This window comes from Shewanella sp. SP1S2-4 (assembly GCF_031932075.1).
GTDB lineage: Bacteria > Pseudomonadota > Gammaproteobacteria > Enterobacterales > Shewanellaceae > Shewanella > Shewanella baltica.
The window spans coordinates 189,374-209,284 of sequence record NZ_JAUOET010000003.1 but is presented as its reverse complement, the minus strand read 5'-3'; the positions used below and the strand labels follow the sequence as shown (position 1 = coordinate 209,284).

Here is a 19,911-nt window from a genome sequence, read left to right as displayed (position 1 = left end):
TGTACTCGCATCACACTGCCATTTACCGTATTTTGACGTACTTTCTAAAGATTATAATCAGCCAAACGGACGTTTACTCAATGCCATTCCTAGTGGCTCGAAGTAATTGATCAAAGCGTTAAAAATCACTTTTCTGTGGGCTTCATCGGGATAAGCGCCCTCCTTTGCCATTGCTGAAAAGCGTGTCCCAGAGACTAAATACGGATTCGAAATCGCATCATAGGATTCAATACAGGCTTCAAATGCCCGCGCCATCATTTCAGTTGGCCGTGCGAAGTACTGCATGCCATGTTTTTTGTCTAAGGCAATCGCTCGGCGCACATAATCATGGGGCTCATCGCCATTATCACTCAAAAACGTCACCTTGAAGATCTCCGATAATCGTGCATTCAGTGGATGTTCTATGATGTGCAGATCCGATAACCAAAGATCGCTCGCGCATTGAAACCGCTTAGACAAAGATTTGAAGGACTTGGCGGCAATATAGTGGTCAAACGCATGCCAAAACTCATGGGCTAAAGCGCCAGCACCGGCATTTTTTGCCAAGGCCAATTCCCGAGTCGCGGGCGCATAATGGGCCTGAACGCCTTTTTGACCGCCATGACCAAAAGCCAGACTCACGGTTTCGCGCAGCCCTAACGTCAAAGGTGGCAACTTTAAGATAAAGGCCAGATCGGCGAGCGAATCAAACACCAGATCCGCAGCAAGGCGCGATTCATCCCGCGTAACCCAGCGGCCAACGCGCACATGACTAAAACCAAAGGTTTGTTTAACATCAAGAAATGTCACCTGCTCACCAAATCGATAATCGGGTCCATGGCGGGTATATTGCTGATTGATTAACACAGTTTCCCTTGAGTACTAATGCACTGAATGTCGAATGCTTTGTTTAGCTGGGCTTGTGGCGAGGTAACATCACCTCATCCCATATCACCACGCGATTTCGCCCGAGGGTTTTAGCTTGATAGAGCGCTTTATCCGCCTCGGCCACCAGCTTTTCAGCATCAGAGCGACACTGACTTCCGGTTCCCACGGGCAATGCAACCTGCTCCACATCTGCAATATCAGTACTGTTATCAATTCTATGGCGAATAATCACAGGGGTTAAGGCGCTGACCCCTGCTGAAAATTGATATTGAAAATCAGCCACGATTGCAGAAATGTCCTCATTGGCAAGGGATGACATCATACGCATTACGATTTTTTGAGCTGTATCAACCGTGGTTTCTGGCAGTAGTAGTGCAAACTCTTCACCGCCGAGGCGGCCAAAAATATCGTAGGGACGCGTTCGAGTGCTGATGAATTGGGTAAAATGTTGCAATATCTTGTCACCGACTTGATGGCCGTAGCGATCATTAACCAGTTTAAAATTATCGATGTCCATCATCACTAGGCATAATGGCAACTGTAAGCGACTCAAGCGTTTGATTTCATGTTCTAACTGCTGAAAAAAGTGACGCCGATTGGCAATCCCCGTTAACTCATCGGTGAGCGCGAGGCGATTTAATTCAGTCTGCGCATTCCTAAGGGCAAATTCGACCTGTTTTAACTGGGTGATATCCGTGCAAACAATCACCATATCGCCATTGTGATAAACCTGTTCAGAGAGTTGTAACCAGCAGCCATCCACCAGATCCACTTCAAAACGTCTAAAAGCCGATTTACGTTGATGCGCATGAATAAGCTCGAGCCATTCCTCTATGGTTTCATGCTCAATTTTCGGTCCCTGTTTATGGGTAAAGGCAAAGCGCATCATGTCGTCAAAATGCTTGCCGACCATGTCTTGATCAACAAAACCAAACATTTTCGCAAAGGTATTATTATAAAAGATAAAATGATTATGTTTGTCTAACACTGCTAGACCATTCTCGCTCAGCCGCAAAGCTTCCGTTAAAAATGGGTAAACCAATTCAAGGGGTTTCTTATCCATCGGCCTTCCTAGCAGTGACACATTTAAAAAATAACTTAGATATGTTTAGCGTAGCAGTGTTCTAAGCAGTTCACCGCGCTTATACCTTGGATAACACATTAACTGCAAAGATATTTGCAGTATTTCAGTACCAATTAGATGAAGCCAGTAAATCGTATTTAAATATAACATTCAATATGTTGATGATTTAGTCTTTTATCGCTAATTTGCTGAGAAAGACTTCGGCACTAAAAGGTTTCTGCATGAAATGCACCTCAGGAAATGACGCTAACTCGGGAATATCATCGCAGTCATTCGCGGAGAGCAAAAAGAAACGACACTGATGTTCAATAGGGCTATTACTCTCCAGGCTTTGTAATACTTGCTGCATCAGCCTGACCAATTGTAAACCGTTCATTCCTTGTAAACGGTAATCCACAATGACAATGTGTGGCAAATGGTTAACCAACATCTTCAGTGCTTGCTCTGTATTATCAGTACTGAAGGTTTGAAAATGATAGTGCTCCAGCATGGCGCGACAAATTTCAAGATTAAACAGATTGTCATCTATGATCAGCACCTTTTGTTGATCATATTGAAGTGTTAATCGTTCTTTCACAGCGCTGAGCTGACAGGGGAAATGCAGTAACACTGTGGTGCCTTTGCCCTTTTGACTGCGTAGCCTAAAGCGACCGCCAATTTGCTCAAGCAATCGATTGCACGTATAGAGGCCGAGTCCCATACCCGATGTCGCAGCAATGTGTGAGTTAGCGGCGTGCATAAAAGGATCGACTAAAGCGCGCTGCGCCTCCTTTGACATACCATCACCAAAATCGCGGATCAGCACCCTAAGCACAGGGCGCTGATTTTTAGCATTCGCTTTAAGGTGTAAATCCATATAGCAATGCACTTCGCTACCCGTACTGTATTTGAACGCATTATTGATAATGTTGGTCATGAGTTGGAATAACTTAGTCCCATCGAGTTCAATAAACTGCGGCAAAGACTCACTTACTACAATGTGTAAACGTTTGCCGGAGGTTGCACTAAATGCACGATAATAGTCCTGAATATTGCCCACATACTCGTGTAAGTTCACCGAATGTAAATTCAGTTTTAACTGCCCAGCTTCTGCCTTACTGTAATTTAAGGTATTTTCGGCAACCGAATAGAGTAAGTTGGCAGACCAAGCCATTTTATCGACGATTTTATCCAGTTCCTGTGGTTGTGAGAGGTTTTTTTTTAGCATGCGACTATAGCCAAGAATGGCATTGATTGGGGTGCGGATCTCATGATTAATACTCGAAATCACGGCTAATTTAGCGCGATTATCGAGCTTAATTTGCTCCACAATCTGCTGATTTTTAGACTTAAAGTACAAAAGGAAGGACAACACTATGCCAAGGGCTGCAATCAGTAGGATGATCACGATAAGCTCGATAATTTCTTTTTGCGGCACTTGATATTGTACCTGTAAACTCACTCGGGTTTGATATTCAGGGATCGCTAAGGTTTGGCTATCAGAGTAATTAAATAATGAAAATAGGCCGCTGGCTAACTTAAGATTACAGGATGAGTTTTGCAGTAACGACTGCTCAAATGACTGTTCAAATTGATAGGTAATGCAAACGCCCTGCTCTTGTTCGATTCGCGCGTGTATCCGCTGATGAGAAACGGCATAAACGAGATAAGGCATATTTGGCTCATCAATGGCCACCACAGCCAAAGTGTAATTGGCAAGGCTCGCCTTAAGCTCCCCTTTAGGATCCTTGACTAACTCAAGCTGTTGAAGCTCAGTTGCCATCGTTTTATCTGAGATATAGGCCAGTTCAAGACTGGGGGTCAGCGTAAAAGCGACGGCAGATTTGATTTTAAGTAAATCCTTGGCAAAAATCTCAAACTCCTGTGACGTCACCTCGCTCGATGCGTGGAAAAATGATTTAAGCGAATCCAACATGATCTTATGTTGTAAAAACATATCCCGAGAGGAAGTAAAAACCGCCTGCGCTTTTTTATCGTAAATAGTGTCAAACTCATAAAGTGAGTGAGACACTGTAAGCCACAGCACTAATATTGTGACCCATAAGCCACTGAACATATGGACGCAAGCACTGTATTTAACGCTCATTATCGTCATCCATTACGGCATTGAGTAAATCATTTAGCTGATGCTTAAGCTGTTCTCGCTCACAAGAATAAGTCTTAGACAAGGTGTGACTAAGCTGTAGGTAGCGAACAATCCCCACGAATTGATGTGTTAAGCCCTCGATACTGCTATTTGACTCACATTGTTCTAGCTCAAGTCGCATACGCTGCAATTCTGCGATAAGTGTTACGCGCAGCCGCAATTGCTGTTCTTGGCTGTATTGCTCAAAGAATACCGACAAGGCCAGTGTTAACTCATTATTGATTATTGACTTAGTATCCATGGGTTAGGCATTCCCTATTGTATTGCGCAATCCAATCAATAAGATAACGACCTTCAACTGGCGGGCTATATAAATAACCTTGAGCAACATCACAACCTAGTTCAGAAAGAATCGCTTCTATTGCGCTTGTCTCAACGCCTTCGGCAACCACCTTTACGTGCATCTTCTGCGCAAGTGCAATGGTGGACTCCACAATGAGATAATGTTGATGATTAATATCCATATCGGAGACAAAACTTTTATCAATTTTGATTTCTTTAAAGGGAATGGCATCGAGGCGATCATAAGTGGAATAACTTTTTCCGAAATCATCGAGGGAAATATCTATATTGTTGATGATCAGCCGTGCAATTGAGTTAAGCACTCTATCTTGATTGATGATCTCCTGCGATTCAGTGAGCTCCAAAATCAAATGGATATGTTTATGCTCATGGCCACATTCGATGATGTATTCAATCAGTTCATCGCAAGTCAAATCATCCGCGGTAATGTTAATGGACAGCGCAAACGCCGTCAGTAAAGGTTGGCGCGACCAACATTGTAATGCCTGGGAAATGACCATCCGCGAGAACAGGCTATTCAGTCCCTGTTGATTAACCAGTGGCAAAAAAACGTCGGGATAAATATAGCCATTGGATTGATCGCAAAGCCGCGATAGCACTTCAAAACCCATGATTTCCTTGGTCCTGAGGTTAATCTTAGGTTGATAGCACAGAATTAATTGTTCATCTTTAAGCAATTGCCGCACATTGATATTGGCCGCCCTGTTTTGCACGACCAACTGATGTTGATGTGAATGATGTCTATCCGAAGAAACGTCTAACAAAGGCGTTAAAATATCATTCACATTGATAGGCTTAGCAAATACCCCCAGTAAGTTGAGTCTGAGGCCTGTGATGATATTGTCCACCAGCTCTAGAGTCCGCTTATCCGAGGAGCTGATAACCGCGATCGGTATAGCGGCAAAACGGGGCTCAGAGGCCAACATATTGATCACTGCGATCCCATCTCCTTGGTCCATCTTGAGATCTATGATGATTAAATCAAGCACCACTTCGATGCCGATGAGCAGTTCAATACCTTGATTACCGTTACAGGCTTCAAAAATCTGCACATTATCCTCAGCTAAATACTTATGGATATCGGCTTTCATGGTTTCTCGAATAAAGCGCTGATCATCTATGATGAGAATATTCATATCGTAGTCTCTAACTGCATGAAAAAAATGGGATCGATCGTTTGGGATTTTGATGAAGGTATGACGGAAAGCTTGAGCAGATTGCGATTCGCCATCACCTCTGTGCGACTGCAGAAAAACGAATAGTTTTTTATCGGTTTCGAGCGACCTTCTATCGTTCTCACTTTGAAAATGGGTAACTTAAATTGCGTTAGCTTTCGTTTTAATGACTCATCACAGATATTAAAACTTAAAAACTTGAGTGAGCGACTCGTCGCCAATTCATTGAGATAAACAGACATCATGTAGTTTTCAATATAGGGAGTCACACCAAAGGAGGAGAACACCATCAAGGTGTCTGGTAAGGCTTGGCTGTTATGATTAATCACTTCGAATAAGTCCACCTCATCATTCATAAATTCGAGAGCAATTTTGCCCTGAGTGCGACAAAAAAGACTATGTCCGACAATCTGCTCACCCAAGCTAAACGCAACGACTAGAGAAAGACCGTGGAAAAAAGGTTGAGATAACTTACGGCTCACAAAGGATAAACGCGGATTACTTTCATAAACCAAACTGAGTTGCAGCAAAGCCATGAAGTTATGATGGTGGCTCTCGATAAATTCGACTCGATAAGGCGTGTTGCGGTAGTACGGATGATCACTGCGTTCTATGTTGGACTCAAAAAGGTTAATCAAGGCTAAGCCTTCGTTGATAAACTTTTTATCCTCCCGATAAATATCAAAGAGTTCAGAACCAAATATTTCAACAATTTCAGACTGTTTTGCAAGGGATGGGATGTTAACCCCTCGCTCCCAACGGCTAATCGTGATGGAGTCTAAGGTATCGAACAGACAGCTTTTCTGCCTAAGCAAACCACATAAATCTTCTTGGGAAAGGCTATTTTCAGTGCGGGTGTGTTTTAAGAAATTGGAGAATGTCTGTGCACTGGTTTTGTTTTGATAGGAGATAGGTGTACAAATCATATCGCGTTCCATCTGTTTTTTTTACTTTATCTAGCAGCTCCATATATGTCGTATGGTCGATGTCATCTATTGGCTCTGGATGCCTATATGTATAAGTAATCCAAATGCGCTTAAGTCCTTCGATGAAATAAAGTCCAGTGATTTTTTCGTCACTCACCACTCAGTTGCTCCATTTCAGCTTAATGTTCACCACGATTTTGCAATAGGAAAGTGAGTATAAATGGCATTGTTTATCTGAGACCATGGCACAGTCAAAATAGCAACAATAAAAAAGTGTCTAGTCATTCATTCGGTAAAATCATTGCCATAATCACTCATCACTCACTCAATGAAATAACAGTTCAGCAAGCTTACCCCTTATAAGCCTTATGCAATAATCATTAAGGGTGAAATTGATTAGTTATGCGCTAAACATTCAAACCTAACACTATAACGCCGATAATTTTCTCACCCAACATCGTTTTTTAGGCATAGTTATTCATGCTTTGAATAAGTAAAGATCAAAATTACGTTTGGGAATACAAGCAGGATAGCGTTTTGTTTAAGCCAGCCAGCTGCGAAAATAGGTGGGCAATTGGCCTGTCCAGCGTTTAAAAGAACGCCTGAAATTACTGGCGTCACTGAATGACAGTGAGTTTGCAATCGTGTGGGCGTCTTGCGAAGGTGTGGCTAAATAATAAAGCGCTTTGATTAAACGGGTTTCATCGGCGAGTTGGCCAAAGCTTAAATCCATCTCGGCCAAGCGACGCTTTAAGGTCGCTGGGCTCATCATTAGTTTTTCTGCCATTTCTGGCAAACTTAAGTTATCCCGCATCAGCGACAAACGAATGCCCGCCGCCAGTCCGAGTCTATATTCACTGGCAAACAGTGTGTAGCGCGGCGATTGAAAGTGACTTTGGCGCGAAATGACAGCATGAGTCACAGCATGGCGTGTGGCTTGTGATTCAACGCTGGCGATCTGCTGCGCATATAACAGCGGTTGCTGCATAAAGGCTTTTGCCATCGAGACTCGACACAGCGGCGCATCGAAACTAATGTCTGTGCCGAAGTACTTATAATATTGGGCGATATTCTGTGGCGTCTCGTAGGGAAAGCTCATGCTGCCATGCCAACCCTGCCCCATCAATTGTTTACAACTGGCGACCAATGACGACAGGCTTAACTCAATAAAGAACTGTGTATGCCGCTGAGTGCCTAAATCGAGACTCAGTAAAAAATGCCATTCTTTGTCACCCTGCCAACGCCAGCACTGTAACCAAGGCTGAGTGAGCCAATGAAATTGATACCAAAATAACCCAAGTTCATTGAGATCCCGCACGCATAACATCCCCGCAGTTAGCGCGCCACTTTGGGATGGTAGCCATAATTGCCCAAGTAAAAAGCTTAAGTCGCCACTTGGCCACAGTGATAAACCATTATCCACCAGTCTGAGTAATTGTTTCGGGCTAATGCTATGGCCAGGTTTGCGGATATCTGCACTGAAAATCCCCGTACCACGCAGTAATTTGTCGCAATCCAGTCCCCTTTGCTTAAATAAGCCGACAAGGCTCGCCACCAGCAGTTGGCTGTCGATACACTTATCTTGCCAAGTGGCTAGGGCTCTCATTTATCGCGGCTCATGAAACGCGCTGACTGTCGTGGTCTGTGGGTTTAATGGCTGACGGTTTAACTTTTGCTGTGACATTTTTTCATTGAGTAATTTGAGTAATGCCTGCGCTTCATCCTTAAGCGGTCGTTTTGTTGGTTCACTGCTCAGTTTATCCACAACCATCTTGGGAGATGGCAAAGCCCACACCACTGAAACCTCGCAGCCCAGTGCTGTAATGCCGTACTGTAGCTGCTCCGCCATGGTACTGACCCAAGGTGCGATTGCACCATTGAGCAAAATGATAAAACGATCGCCAGCATAACGGCAGACCAAATCTTGACTTCTTAGCTGGGAACTTAACCACTGGGCGACATCGGATAACAGTTTATCGCCCTCTTCTGCACCTTGAAGTTGGTTATATTGATGAAAATAATCGATATCAAGCATGATCAGCCCAAAGGGTTGCTGCTGCGCCAGTTGCTTTAGCAAGTGGTGCTCGAAGGCTTTCGCATCGTTCAATAAGGTTAGGCCATCGGTCAGATGGTGTTGGCGATAAAATTGCTCGCGGGTTTGTAATTGACGGTTGACGACGGCTTGCTCGTCGCGCCACAGCCAAAGCCCGCAGGTTAGAATGAGTAGACCAATCGGCGTTGGCATCTTTTCAAACCAGTTATACACGGGCAGCGTTTTAACGATAAAAATTTCATCGAGTAAATCTAAATAACAACCTAAACAATAACTTGCCAGACCTACCACTAGTAAGTTGGTTACGCGCCCCGATGGACGAGCCGAGACAATCACCATCAACCAACACATGCCCAGTACAAACAAGGCTCCTTCGGTGGCGATATCGAGCCAATCAACTTGAGGAATGGCTTTCGCAGGCGTGTTCTGCCACAGCAGTAGCGGCACGATAAAGATGATCAACAGACTTAAGCCATACACACTGGCCAGTCGCAGCGATTTCACGGGATAATGCAAGGTTTCACCTTTTAATTTTGTTGTGCAGAACGGAGTGGGAATTCACCCTATTGGCATCGCAAGCTAACCCAGTTTTATGACAGAAAGGTGACGTACGGTTTAGCGTGATTGCGGCAAATTAGCTCAGCCACTTTGGGATTTTACGGCTATTTGTCAGCTATTATACTGGCAACGCTTGCTCACCTTTACGGACTCTCACACTAAATACTCATGCAAGTAATTGGTTTAAAACATTTAAATCAGTAATAGAACATTTAAATACACAAGCCCTTCCCTAGTGTTTTTGCTGCTAAGCCCACTGTGATAAGCGTCTTTTTAGCTCACGCCCTCGCAAAAAGTGGCCGTTAATCGGCGTTTAAGGGCAAGTTTGCCCCGTTAAAAAAATCCCGTCACAAATCTGACATTAACCTCCCCTAACGTTGCCGCTATTGAATGATCCAAACGAGTTAAACCGAAAGCTTTAAATCCGTGGTGCCATATCGCAACTCATGTTGCAACGGCCGCGAAGCAATCACCATGTAACGAGCGTCGGTAACTGCCATCTGTAACTGGGCGTCACGAATGGGCATCACAGATAACACTCGAGTACCAACAAACTAATAGGAACTTAATATGCAATTTAGCACGCCGTTATCGGCTATCACCCTTGCCATTGTGGCCGCCGGATTCAGCGCTAATGTCCTCGCCGTGGGCAAACTCGAAGGTCAGGTTCGTGACAAAACTAGCCAGCAACCCTTAGCTGGCGCGAGTGTCACTATCAAAGAGCTTAATCTGAGCCAACAGGCTGGCCGTGATGGTCGCTACTTCTTTGTCGGCATTAATGACGGCGATTACACTCTGGTCGTCAATTACCTCGGCGCTATGCCGATGGAGCACAAGGTTCAGATTGCCGATAAGCAAACGACCCAGCAGGATGTTAGCCTCAGCAGCAAAGATGTTGAACACATTATGGTGGTCGGCCAGCAAGGCGCCTTGAGCAAATCCATGAACCGTCAACGCGGTGCGGATAACGTGCTCAATGTGGTGAGCGCGGATGTACTGGGTAATTTCCCCGACAGTAACATCAGCGAATCACTGCAACGAGTACCTGGGCTTTCTATTGAACGCGACCAAGGCGAAGGCCGTTTTGTGCGGGTGCGCGGAATGGCGCCGGATTATAACTCTGTGTCGATGAACGGCACCCGTCTGCCATCCCCTGAAAGTGATCGCCGCGCCGTGGCGCTCGACGTTGTACCATCGGATTTATTGCAATCGGTTGAAGTCAGCAAGACCCTAACCCCAGATATGGATGCCGATGCGTTGGGCGGCGCGATTGAAGTCAAAAGCCTATCAGCGTTCGATCGAGAAGATACTTACGTTAACCTGAGCGCGGAAGCCAGCCAAGATTCTCTGACCGACAATACTAATCCCAAACTTGCCGCCAGCTACAGCGATGTCATTGGCGAAAAGTTAGGTATCGCCATAGGGGCTAGTTGGTATAACCGCGACTTTGGCTCGGATAACGTCGAAACTGGCGGCAACTGGGATTTCCCCGATGACACAGGTTACGGCAATGCAGCGCTTGAGTCAGTCGATCATCGTGACTATGAAATCAATCGTGAGCGTTTAGGCATAGGGGTGAACTTTGATTATCGCCCAAGCGATGACACAGATTTATACCTGCGCACGCTTTACAGTGAGTTTGACGACACCGAAACCCGCAACAGCGCCAAGACGAAGTGGAAATCGCCGCGGCAAGCGGGCGAACTCAGCCAAGGCAAAACCACGCGCTCACTTAAATCCCGTAGCGAAAACCAAAACATCACTTCCTATGTCCTTGGCGGTGAAACTCGTTTTGAGCGCTGGACCCTCGATTATCAAGCAAGCCACAGTACGGCAAGTGCCGACAAGCCACGGGATATTGCCGGCGCGGATTTTGTTGCCAAAATCGATGACACAGGTTTTAACGATACCCAACGTCCGCACATAATCGCGCCCGAAAGCTATTATCAAACCGATAATTTTGAGCTGGACGAAATCGAGTTAGCCGAGTCGAAGGCCAAAGACACCATTAACAGCGCCCAATTCGACCTCAGCCGCCAACTGAGCCTAGGTGGCTATCCTGCCGAAGTGAAAACGGGGCTAAAACTCAGCCACCGCGATAAAACCAATCGCGAAGAAGTGTGGATTTACAGCGACTTTGCCGACCAAGGCGTTAGCGATGATGCCCTGTTACTGAGCCAATACTCAGGTGATGAAGTCGATTACAGTCTCGGCCGCTTTGGCACGGGTATTAACGCTTCACCCGTGTGGGATCTAGTGAATAGCTTAGATGCCAACAGTAACCGTGATGAAATCGAATCGACCATCAACGACTTTGATATTACTGAAGATGTTAACGCCGCCTATCTTATGGGTCACCTAGATATCGGCAAACTGCGGATACTCACAGGGCTAAGGTTCGAGCAAAACCAATGGGATTCTAAGGGCCATGGTTTCGATGGTGTTAGCGGCGAGTTTATCGATATTGATAACACCAGCGATGAAGATCATTGGTTGCCCGCACTGCATCTCACCTACCGTTATTCTGACAATACTGTGCTGCGCGGCGCGTGGACCAACACCTTAGTGCGCCCGACCTTTGGTCAACTCGCGCCAGGTTATTTGCGTGAAGAAGATGACGGCGATATCGATTTAACTTTCGGTAATCCCCATCTTAAGTCGCTGGAATCCATGAACTTCGATCTAAGCCTCGAACACTACTTTGGCAATATTGGGCTCGTGTCGGCGGGATTGTTCTACAAGGACATTGATCACTTTATCTATAAGGCAGACTTAGCCGGACGGGGCGATTATGTCGATGCCCATAGCGCAGTGACTTACATTAACGGCGACAGTGCCCACATTTCTGGGATTGAGCTCAGTTATGTGCAGGAATTCTACTTTCTGCCTGAGCCCTTTAACGGGCTCGTGCTCAATTCTAACCTAACCTACACAGATTCCGCCGCCAGCATCAGCTGGTTAGATGACGGCGCAGAGCACAGCCGTGATATTCCGATGCCAAGTCAGTCGGATATCACCGCGAACCTGTCCTTAGGTTATGAGAACACTTACGCCAGCGTGTGGTTATCGGCAGCCTATAAATCGGAATACTTGCAAGAAGTGTCTGAAATCGATGACTCGCGTCTCGATCTCTATGAAGACAGCCACTTGCAATGGGATTTTGTCGCAAAGGCGCATATTACCACCAGCCTGACCTTGTATTTCAAAGGCGTGAATCTCACCGATGAACCCTATTACAGCTACGCCGGTAACAGTGCCTATAACGCCCAGTACGAAGCCTATGGCCGCACTTTCCAATTAGGCGTGCAATACACTAACTATTAACGCGCTCATCGGCACTTAGGTTATTAACAAGCTTGTGAGTAGACTTTTTTGGCTAAAAATGGGCTGAGAAATGTACTGCGAAGTTTGCTGACAAGTGTCGATGATAAATTTAATAAAAATCTGATAAAACAGAATACTAGCGAATCAAAATATGAAAAAAACTCTACTATCATCCGCCGTATTGCTCGGCCTTATCGCCAGTCATACGCCCTTGACTGCCATGGCAAACACCATCAGCGTCGCTGTTCAAACCATAGCGGGCCATAAGGGCAGCCAAGCACAGCCACTCATCTTTAATCAAGACAAACAGAGCGATAACACTCTGTCTCACTGGCTCTTTGCCAGCGAACAGCAAGGACTGATGTTACAAACCGTTTCGATGACACAAACGCAGCAAGGCATGCAAACGACCGCACAAGCGCCCTTGCCTACTGCGCGTTTACTGGTGCAAGGTGACTTTGAATTACTCGCCTTTAGCGATCCCTATGCATTAACGCTCGATCGCAAAGCCGACCGCGTGCGACCTATTATGCTGAAAGAGATCAATGGCAAACCGACGACCAACATCTTGCCCTTGCTGCCCATGGGTCATTTCGAGATCAATTGGATCTGTATTCAGCCCCGCACTCAGGATGGCAATGTCTACGCGTGGTTTGGCGGTGAAAGTGGTAAGAGCGAGCAGTGGCTATTGGGTAATGCCGCGCATTTCTCACCTAAGCTAATGCGCAGCCAATCGATTCCGGTTAATAGCACGGATTGCGCTATCGACGGCGACACGCTTTATGTCAGTGAGCCCGAAGCCGGTGTATGGCAGTTTGATGCCAGCCCGTTTGCCGATACTAGCGCTAAGCTCATCGTCCCCGCGCTCGATAATCACATCACCGGCTTAAACCATCTGAACGGTCAATTGCTGCTCAGTGATAAAAGCGGCCAGGTGATGGACGGCAAAGGCACTCAAATACTGAGTTTTAGCGCGCCATCGACAAAAACCAACGATAAAAACGAGGTAAAAGCGATAACCAAGGCGCAGCACTTAAGCCTTGCTGTAAACGCGAACACATCAGCCCAAGCAAAAACTGCGACGTTTGCTATCTATGATGATAAAAACGACCGCTATCTTTTTGCTGAGCAAACCTTGTCACCAGCTTTACCACAAGCATTGACACAAGTGTCACCCCAAAAGTTACTCGCCACATCGTTGCCGAGCGCAAACACAGCCGCCGATGCACAAGCGTGGCCAACAACAATTGCGGAAAATATTGTAGAAATTCCCGCTTGGGTTGAGAGCGCGCCATCCGATAGACCAGGCGATACCATGGACGACCCCGCCATTTGGGTCCATCCCACAGAACCCGAAAAAAGCCTCATTTTAGGCACCAACAAACGTTGGGGTTTATTGAGTTTTAATATGCGCGGCGAGCAAGTTCAAGCGCTGCCATCGGGCCGGATCAACAATGTCGATTTACGCCAACGGGTCAAACTTGGTGGAAAGTCACGTGATATTGCCGTTGCCACGCTGCGCGATGGTGACAAATTGGCCTTTTATGAAATCGACGTGGCAGGCAAGATTACTGAATACCCGAATCAAGCAACTAACATGACGGATATTTACGGCATGTGTTTGTATCAAGACGAGCAAACCTTATACGTGTTCGCTAACGAGAAATCTGGCCGCATCGCCCAATATCGTGTCGACTGGCAGCAAAATGGCCCCAGTATCACACTAGTGCGAGATATTCATACCCCAAGCCAAGTTGAAGGCTGTGTGGTCGATGAAGCGCAACATGCACTGTTTATCGGTGAAGAGGATAAAGGCATTTGGCGCTTTAATGCCAAAGCAGATGCCAGTACAGAGGGCAAATTGATCATTAAGGCCGAGGGTGATTTAGTCGCCGATGTGGAAGGAATTTCTCTGTATCAAGGCGCGAACATTCACGGTAAAAAACAAGATTTGCTGGTGGTCTCCAGTCAAGGTAATAACAGCTATCTCTTATACCAAAGTACGCCGCCTTACGCACAAGTGGGACGTTTCCGCATTGGCGTGAACTTGAACGGCATGGAGAATGGCCACGAAACCAGCATAGACGGCAGCGCCGAAACCGATGGGCTGGCTGTCACGCATTTGCCCGTCGGCCATGGTGTTTGGCAACAGGGAATGCTGGTGGTACAGGATGGTCACAATCACTTACCCGATGCCAACCAAGCGTTTAAATGGTTACCTTGGAGCAGCATAGCCAAACAACTCGACATGCAATAGGGCCAATTTGCTGCTTGAAACGCCACTGCGAATAATGCGTTATGCAGGTAGCTATTTGCACTTAGCGCAACGCGAACGAAAATTGAAGGGGTTAACTATTTATGCAGGGAATATGCAAATTCAAAATAATAACCCCCCGATAATTTGCTAACCAGCATTCAATAAATTGAATTATTAATCAAAAAAAAGAGGTTAGCCGAGAACTACGGCTACCCTCTTTCGTTTTCACCCGCCTAAATCGTCTATCACACAGTTAAAACAATAACTTCATTCAGGGCGACTAACATCGAATTAACTGCGCTTAGTACCCCAAGGATCGTTATCATCCGTCGATGGGCTTGGTCCTGAACGCTCAGTCATTCTTGAATCATATCTGGGTTCGCTGCGACGCTGTGAGCTGCTATTGGACGAACCATAGCCAGAACCCGTTCCCCGTCCACCCGCAGTTTTTTTGCCAGCGCCTTTACCCACGTCATTACCAAAGCGCTTGCCAGAATTTGGACGGCGGTTACCCGCTTCGTACTCGGCGCTGGCTTTGGCTTGCATTTCAGCGATAGAGGCTAATGTTAGCTCCATCGGTTTACGCGGGACGATACCCGAGGCAAAACCACGTTCACGTGGCTTAAGATCAAACTGCTCACCTACGGCTTTAGGCATACGCTTGAATCGGTATAAGTAGAAGTTTTCCACTTTCTCCCGCGCCCATTCGGTCTTTTTGAGGAAAATGATACAGGCCTCAATGGTCGGGTTAGTGTTAAAGCAGCCTAGCTTTAATGCCGCGTATAAAATTTTCCAACCATAAAAATCGACTAACTCAGTGATCATTGTCTCGAGTTTAAGGCCGTGTAATGGGTTGTTCTGTTGCTCTTCTATCATGGGAATTCCAAATCCAGCCCAATTGGCTGATTTTAAGGTATTAGTTTACGGTATTGAGTGGTTAAACGAGTGACTTAATTCGCTACAAAACTCGCGACACTTAGATCTTGCAGTCCTAAAGCCTTCAAACTGAGCCATTAAATTTTAGCCGTAAAATCTGCTGCTCGACAAAACTGCGGGAATAATAACGGTAAATACGCTAAACGCCTTCTTTTATTTGCGCTAGCAAGGTTTGGCGTTGGCTTTAGTACAAAGAAATATTACCGTAAGCTGGCAGTTTAGCCGGCATATCTGCGATATCATGCAAACAGCTATAAACTCACGCCTTCACCGATCCGCAAATAAACGCAACTGAAACGGCTCGATTTATCGCTGCGCATCACATACTTGCTCGCATCTTTAGCCCTTAGTCTGTATACTCCGCGACCTTATTATCCCAACTTTAATGTTTTGGCTTAGAGTGGGTGAAGCGCATGTTTCATTTTGAGGCTTGTTTGTCACAATCCCCGTTAGCAAATACCTAGGAAAGCTCCTTTGATCTCTACCGCGAACATCACGATGCAGTTTGGCCCTGAGCCATTGTTTGAAAACATTTCAGCGAAATTTGGCAATGGTCACCGCTATGGTTTGATCGGCGCGAATGGCTGTGGCAAATCGACTTTTATGAAGATCCTCAGCGGAGCGTTAGCGCCAACCTCTGGCAATGTGTCCATCACGCCCGGCTTAAAAGTCGGTACCCTAAGCCAAGATCAGTTCGCGTTTGAACAATACAGCGTTATCGATGCGGTGATCATGGGGGATGTTGCCCTGTGGAAAGTCAAACAGGAACGCGATGCCATTTACGCCAATCCGAATATGACTGAAGAAGATGGCATGCGCGTTGGCGATCTTGAAAGTGAATTTGCCGAAATGGATGGTTACAGCGCTGAAAGTCGCGCCGGTGAAATTCTGCTCGAAGCGGGTATTGAAGAATCTTTCCATTACGGTCTGATGCAACAAGTGGCACCGGGCTGGAAATTGCGGGTCTTGTTAGCCCAAGCGCTGTTCGCCAACCCAGATATTCTGCTGCTCGACGAACCAACCAACAACTTGGATATCCATACCATTAGCTGGTTAGAAACCGAGTTGAACAAACGTAAATGCACCATGATCATTATTTCCCATGATAGGCACTTCTTAAATGCCGTCTGTACCCACATGGCGGATATCGATTATGGCGAATTGCGCATTTACCCAGGTAACTACGAATACTTCCTCGCACAATCGGCATTGCTGCGCGAACAATTATTGTCGGGTAACGCTAAGAAAAGTGCTGAAATCGAAGAGCTGCAAGACTTCGTTAACCGCTTCGGTGCCAACGCATCTAAGGCAAAACAAGCCAGCTCGCGCGCGAAGAAAATGGACAAGATCAAGCTCGATGAAGTCAAATCCTCTAGCCGTATCCACCCTTCTATTCGTTTCGATGCTGGCAAGAAAATGCATCGCCAAGCACTGATCCTCGAAGATTTGGCCCACGGGTTTGATGGTGAGCAGCTATTCGAAGGCGGCGACTTAATCCTCGAAGCCGGTGCAAAATTAGCGATTATCGGCGAGAACGGCGTGGGTAAAACCACTTTCTTACGTTGCTTAGTCAATGATTTAGAACACAATAAAGGCGTGATCAAGTGGTCAGAAAACGCATCCATCGGCTACTGCCCACAAGACAGCAGTGACGAATTTGATAATGACTACACGCTAATGGATTGGATGTCACAATGGCGCCAACCTAAGCACAACGATCTTATGGTACGCGCCATGTTGGGCCGTCTGCTGTTCACCGAAGATGATGCGAACAAGAAAGCCCGTAACTGTTCAGGCGGAGAGAAAAACCGCTTGTTATTCGGTAAGTTAATGATGCAAGACATCAACGTGCTGATCATGGACGAACCGACAAACCACATGGACATGGAAGCCATCGAAGCACTTAATAATGCGTTGAAAGACTTTGAAGGCACTTTGATATTCGTCAGCCATGACCGTGAGTTTGTATCGTCGCTCGCAACACGTATCATTGATATTAAAGATAAAAAAGTGATTAACTTCCAAGGTACCTTCGATGAGTACCTTTCAAGCCAAGCTGAAATGGAAGCGAGAAAAAGCGCGTAATGTTGTGCTTTGATAAACCTTAATCGGCTATGTCAGCTTGATTAAAAGAGTCGTCATTGGAGAACCTACTGACGACTTTTTATCGATATCTAAAGAGCGATATGATTGGTAAAACATGAAGTATTGCTGCTTTGGGCCTTGGATACACAGCTGTCTATTCGTTATCTAGAGTGCTATAATTCATGCACTTAATTGAGGTTGATCCTATGAAAACTAAATCAAAAAACACACAAGTGACTCAAAATCGACTCTATCGCGCTGTGGCCAGTTCAACCGCTATTGAGACGGGTAAAACTACGGCTGAAGTTGAAGCAAAATTGAAGGCCAAAAAAAGCCGTTTCAGTCATTTGACCTTAGCCTAAACTTCATTCGTTTTTAGCGCTGAGCACATCGTTTACCAAACGAGCCATATGTTGATAATCCCCACCCAACCCTGCTTGAATTGACTTAAAATAAAAATCTCTATTTTGTTCCCAAATCCCATAATCAAGTGGGAGATAACCCGCCTTTACTGCCATCACATCGAGTATCAAACGTGACAAACGTCCATTTCCCTCTCTAAATGGGTGAATTAGGATAAATTCCACATGACTTTCAGCCAAGTAACGCACAACTTCGTCTCTAGAAAATGAATTTAAACCATTGAACTTGCTTAAATATTCCTTTTCAAACTGAGTGAGACACTTAAGTATTTGAGCCGCTGCCGTAAATTCGAAACCACCTGACTGTACGCCGCTCACCAGCCCAGTAATAAACATTACCGAGCCATTTTCGATGCCACTCAAAGAGCATACCAACCGATAGATGCTCGCTTTCAATAACACCAGATTGAAACACGTACTCATAAAGCTTCAATAACAACTGTGTCTCTACCTCTGCCATATCCTCTTCATCGGTTATCGCGAGTTTGTTACGAAGTATATGGCCGCCAGAACCGGGTTCGAATTCATCTTCGGTAGTGCCAATATGATATTTCGACATGATAATAGACCCGCTAACTGTAATAACTAATAGAAAAGCAAATATCCGAGTCACAGACAACTTAACACAACTACTCGATGAGATTGACCACACAAGTCTTTGAAATTGGTATGTAGAAACTATGGGCTATAAATTAGCTTATTAATTTTTTTAACCAATATCTCGCGATTTTTAGCCAGTTTAAAAATTGTCGGCAAATGTCGAATGACTATCGGCTCTGACTCGAATACCGCATTGCGATCTTTAGCCTGAATGTAATCACGGATCTGAAGCATCATCTGTTTATTAAATGCCCAAAGTGAATGACCTTTAAACTCAAGGGAATAAAATGCGTCATTGGGCCATTCAAGTCGATGTTTCTGTTTTGCCATACACTGATAACAACAAATAAGACCAAGATCTGTACCATCTGTAAAAGTACTGTTCGCCCTATGTTCCCAAGTCGAAGTACCTTGGTATTTTTCTGGCAATTTTTCCTGCCAAGAAGCATCCAATAGCGGAGGGAAAAACAGCACACCAGGCCATTTATGGGCAAATCTTTGATTAAACTGCTTGATCTCAAACTGCCGACCCTCAAATAAATGCACATCTTTTTTCTCTAAACGAAAAACATGGGCAAAGGTAAAAATGGCGCAGCCAGCACAATGGGGACAAGTAACCTCAACTCCGTTTGGCAGGCTAAAAAACTCATAAAATCCTGTCATTGATACGACATTCCAAGTGATTTAGAGACTAATTTGGAGCTCATCAATTTTCCAACCACCTTCATTTATCATACTAATTCTTTGTTTTTCATTCGCCTCCGATGCATTACCACAAAGATCTTTTTGTGCATATTCAAGGACGGCCGTATCCCCATCTATCACCTGCGACACTAAGGTGAGTGCTTTGCACTTGGCAGCCGCTTTTGAAAATGAAAGATAAGATGCGATCACTTCATCGCGGGACTGCTTCATCTGCTGCATATACTGTGGGAACTTAGATTCAACATCCGCTTGCTTACGTTGGGTATAGTAAGCCTTGTCCTCTTGATAACTCATCCCCTGCTGTACCTTAGCATTGTACTCGTCATACACTTCGCTTGGCGATTTAGGCGTTGTACAACCTATCAGCACAAGCACAGATATGGCCAGTAAGAAAATCGATTTCATCATCGAACCTCCAAAACTAGACATGTATTATCAATAAAAGTGAAATAATCCCTTTAGTAACTCTG

General features: G+C 45.4%; 16 protein-coding genes. 4 read left to right on the top strand and 12 right to left on the bottom strand.

Features of this window, described 5'->3' with window-relative positions; all coding sequences use genetic code 11:
- Positions 1-57: 57 nt before the first annotated feature.
- From Q4Q52_RS04995 to Q4Q52_RS04960, 8 genes are all read right to left on the bottom strand, one after another.
- A complete protein-coding gene (locus tag Q4Q52_RS04995; RefSeq protein ID WP_311899146.1) occupies positions 58-846 on the bottom strand; it encodes a CLCA_X family protein in 789 nt (262 codons plus the stop codon).
- A 43-nt stretch (positions 847-889) separates the two neighbouring features.
- The gene (locus tag Q4Q52_RS04990) at positions 890-1,930 is read right to left on the bottom strand and encodes a diguanylate cyclase (protein WP_311899147.1); all 1,041 of its coding nucleotides are present in this window, start codon (positions 1,928-1,930) and stop codon (positions 890-892) included.
- A 187-nt stretch (positions 1,931-2,117) separates the two neighbouring features.
- Positions 2,118-4,037: an ATP-binding protein gene (locus Q4Q52_RS04985; RefSeq protein WP_311899148.1), complete on the bottom strand. Its 1,920-nt coding sequence runs from the start codon at positions 4,035-4,037 to the stop codon at positions 2,118-2,120.
- The gene (locus tag Q4Q52_RS04980) at positions 4,027-4,338 is read right to left on the bottom strand and encodes a hypothetical protein (protein WP_063882945.1); all 312 of its coding nucleotides are present in this window, start codon (positions 4,336-4,338) and stop codon (positions 4,027-4,029) included. The genes Q4Q52_RS04985 and Q4Q52_RS04980 overlap by 11 nt, the downstream gene beginning before the upstream one ends.
- Positions 4,328-5,536: an EAL domain-containing response regulator gene (locus Q4Q52_RS04975; RefSeq protein WP_063882944.1), complete on the bottom strand. Its 1,209-nt coding sequence runs from the start codon at positions 5,534-5,536 to the stop codon at positions 4,328-4,330. The genes Q4Q52_RS04980 and Q4Q52_RS04975 overlap by 11 nt, the downstream gene beginning before the upstream one ends.
- Positions 5,533-6,501, bottom strand: a complete 969-nt coding sequence (locus Q4Q52_RS04970; protein ID WP_311899149.1) for a helix-turn-helix domain-containing protein — start codon at positions 6,499-6,501, stop codon at positions 5,533-5,535. The genes Q4Q52_RS04975 and Q4Q52_RS04970 overlap by 4 nt, the downstream gene beginning before the upstream one ends.
- 541 nt (positions 6,502-7,042) lie before the next feature.
- Positions 7,043-8,107 carry an AraC family transcriptional regulator ligand-binding domain-containing protein gene (locus tag Q4Q52_RS04965; protein WP_311906145.1) on the bottom strand — a complete coding sequence of 355 codons (1,065 nt, stop codon included), beginning with the start codon at positions 8,105-8,107 and terminating at the stop codon, positions 7,043-7,045.
- Positions 8,108-9,070, bottom strand: coding sequence for a GGDEF domain-containing protein (locus Q4Q52_RS04960; RefSeq protein ID WP_311989988.1), 963 nt, complete (start codon positions 9,068-9,070; stop codon positions 8,108-8,110).
- A 612-nt stretch (positions 9,071-9,682) separates the two neighbouring features.
- Here Q4Q52_RS04960 and Q4Q52_RS04955 point away from each other — a divergent pair.
- Positions 9,683-12,436 (top strand): TonB-dependent receptor, encoded by a 2,754-nt coding sequence (locus tag Q4Q52_RS04955; RefSeq protein ID WP_311989987.1) that lies wholly within the window; start codon positions 9,683-9,685, stop codon positions 12,434-12,436.
- 151 nt (positions 12,437-12,587) lie between these two features.
- Positions 12,588-14,693 carry a phytase gene (locus tag Q4Q52_RS04950; protein WP_311989986.1) on the top strand — a complete coding sequence of 702 codons (2,106 nt, stop codon included), beginning with the start codon at positions 12,588-12,590 and terminating at the stop codon, positions 14,691-14,693.
- 291 nt (positions 14,694-14,984) lie between these two features.
- Here Q4Q52_RS04950 and Q4Q52_RS04945 read toward each other — a convergent pair whose 3' ends face one another.
- Positions 14,985-15,569, bottom strand: coding sequence for a VF530 family DNA-binding protein (locus Q4Q52_RS04945; protein WP_311989985.1), 585 nt, complete (start codon positions 15,567-15,569; stop codon positions 14,985-14,987).
- A 534-nt stretch (positions 15,570-16,103) separates the two neighbouring features.
- On the opposite strand from Q4Q52_RS04945, the gene Q4Q52_RS04940 reads away from it, so the two are divergent.
- Positions 16,104-17,714 (top strand): ABC-F family ATPase, encoded by a 1,611-nt coding sequence (locus Q4Q52_RS04940; RefSeq protein WP_311989984.1) that lies wholly within the window; start codon positions 16,104-16,106, stop codon positions 17,712-17,714.
- A gap of 206 nt (positions 17,715-17,920) precedes the next feature.
- Complete coding sequence (locus tag Q4Q52_RS04935) at positions 17,921-18,076, top strand: hypothetical protein (protein ID WP_173913200.1); 156 nt, start codon at positions 17,921-17,923, stop codon at positions 18,074-18,076.
- 3 nt (positions 18,077-18,079) lie between these two features.
- Here the strand turns inward: Q4Q52_RS04935 and Q4Q52_RS04930 are convergent, their stop codons facing one another.
- From Q4Q52_RS04930 to Q4Q52_RS04920, 3 genes are all read right to left on the bottom strand, one after another.
- On the bottom strand, positions 18,080-18,499 hold the full coding sequence (locus Q4Q52_RS04930) for a Fic family protein (protein WP_311989983.1): 420 nt from the start codon (positions 18,497-18,499) through the stop codon (positions 18,080-18,082).
- A gap of 315 nt (positions 18,500-18,814) precedes the next feature.
- Complete coding sequence (locus tag Q4Q52_RS04925) at positions 18,815-19,399, bottom strand: hypothetical protein (protein ID WP_311989982.1); 585 nt, start codon at positions 19,397-19,399, stop codon at positions 18,815-18,817.
- Between the two features lie 21 nt (positions 19,400-19,420).
- Positions 19,421-19,849: a hypothetical protein gene (locus Q4Q52_RS04920; protein ID WP_261272535.1), complete on the bottom strand. Its 429-nt coding sequence runs from the start codon at positions 19,847-19,849 to the stop codon at positions 19,421-19,423.
- Positions 19,850-19,911 lie beyond the last annotated feature (62 nt).

Bases quoted from the DNA above. Each gene is read 5' to 3' on its own strand.
- Q4Q52_RS04990 (WP_311899147.1), bottom strand. From the start codon at position 1,930: ATGGATAAGAAACCCCTTGAATTGGTTTACCCATTTTTAACGGAAGCT.
- Q4Q52_RS04985 (WP_311899148.1), bottom strand. From the start codon at position 4,037: ATGAGCGTTAAATACAGTGCTTGCGTCCATATGTTCAGTGGCTTATGG.
- Q4Q52_RS04980 (WP_063882945.1), bottom strand. From the start codon at position 4,338: ATGGATACTAAGTCAATAATCAATAATGAGTTAACACTGGCCTTGTCG.
- Q4Q52_RS04975 (WP_063882944.1), bottom strand. From the start codon at position 5,536: ATGAATATTCTCATCATAGATGATCAGCGCTTTATTCGAGAAACCATG.
- Q4Q52_RS04970 (WP_311899149.1), bottom strand. From the start codon at position 6,501: ATGATTTGTACACCTATCTCCTATCAAAACAAAACCAGTGCACAGACA.
- Q4Q52_RS04965 (WP_311906145.1), bottom strand. From the start codon at position 8,107: ATGAGAGCCCTAGCCACTTGGCAAGATAAGTGTATCGACAGCCAACTG.
- Q4Q52_RS04955 (WP_311989987.1), top strand. From the start codon at position 9,683: ATGCAATTTAGCACGCCGTTATCGGCTATCACCCTTGCCATTGTGGCC.
- Q4Q52_RS04950 (WP_311989986.1), top strand. From the start codon at position 12,588: ATGAAAAAAACTCTACTATCATCCGCCGTATTGCTCGGCCTTATCGCC.
- Q4Q52_RS04945 (WP_311989985.1), bottom strand. From the start codon at position 15,569: ATGATAGAAGAGCAACAGAACAACCCATTACACGGCCTTAAACTCGAG.
- Q4Q52_RS04935 (WP_173913200.1), top strand. From the start codon at position 17,921: ATGAAAACTAAATCAAAAAACACACAAGTGACTCAAAATCGACTCTAT.
- Q4Q52_RS04925 (WP_311989982.1), bottom strand. From the start codon at position 19,399: ATGACAGGATTTTATGAGTTTTTTAGCCTGCCAAACGGAGTTGAGGTT.
- Q4Q52_RS04920 (WP_261272535.1), bottom strand. From the start codon at position 19,849: ATGATGAAATCGATTTTCTTACTGGCCATATCTGTGCTTGTGCTGATA.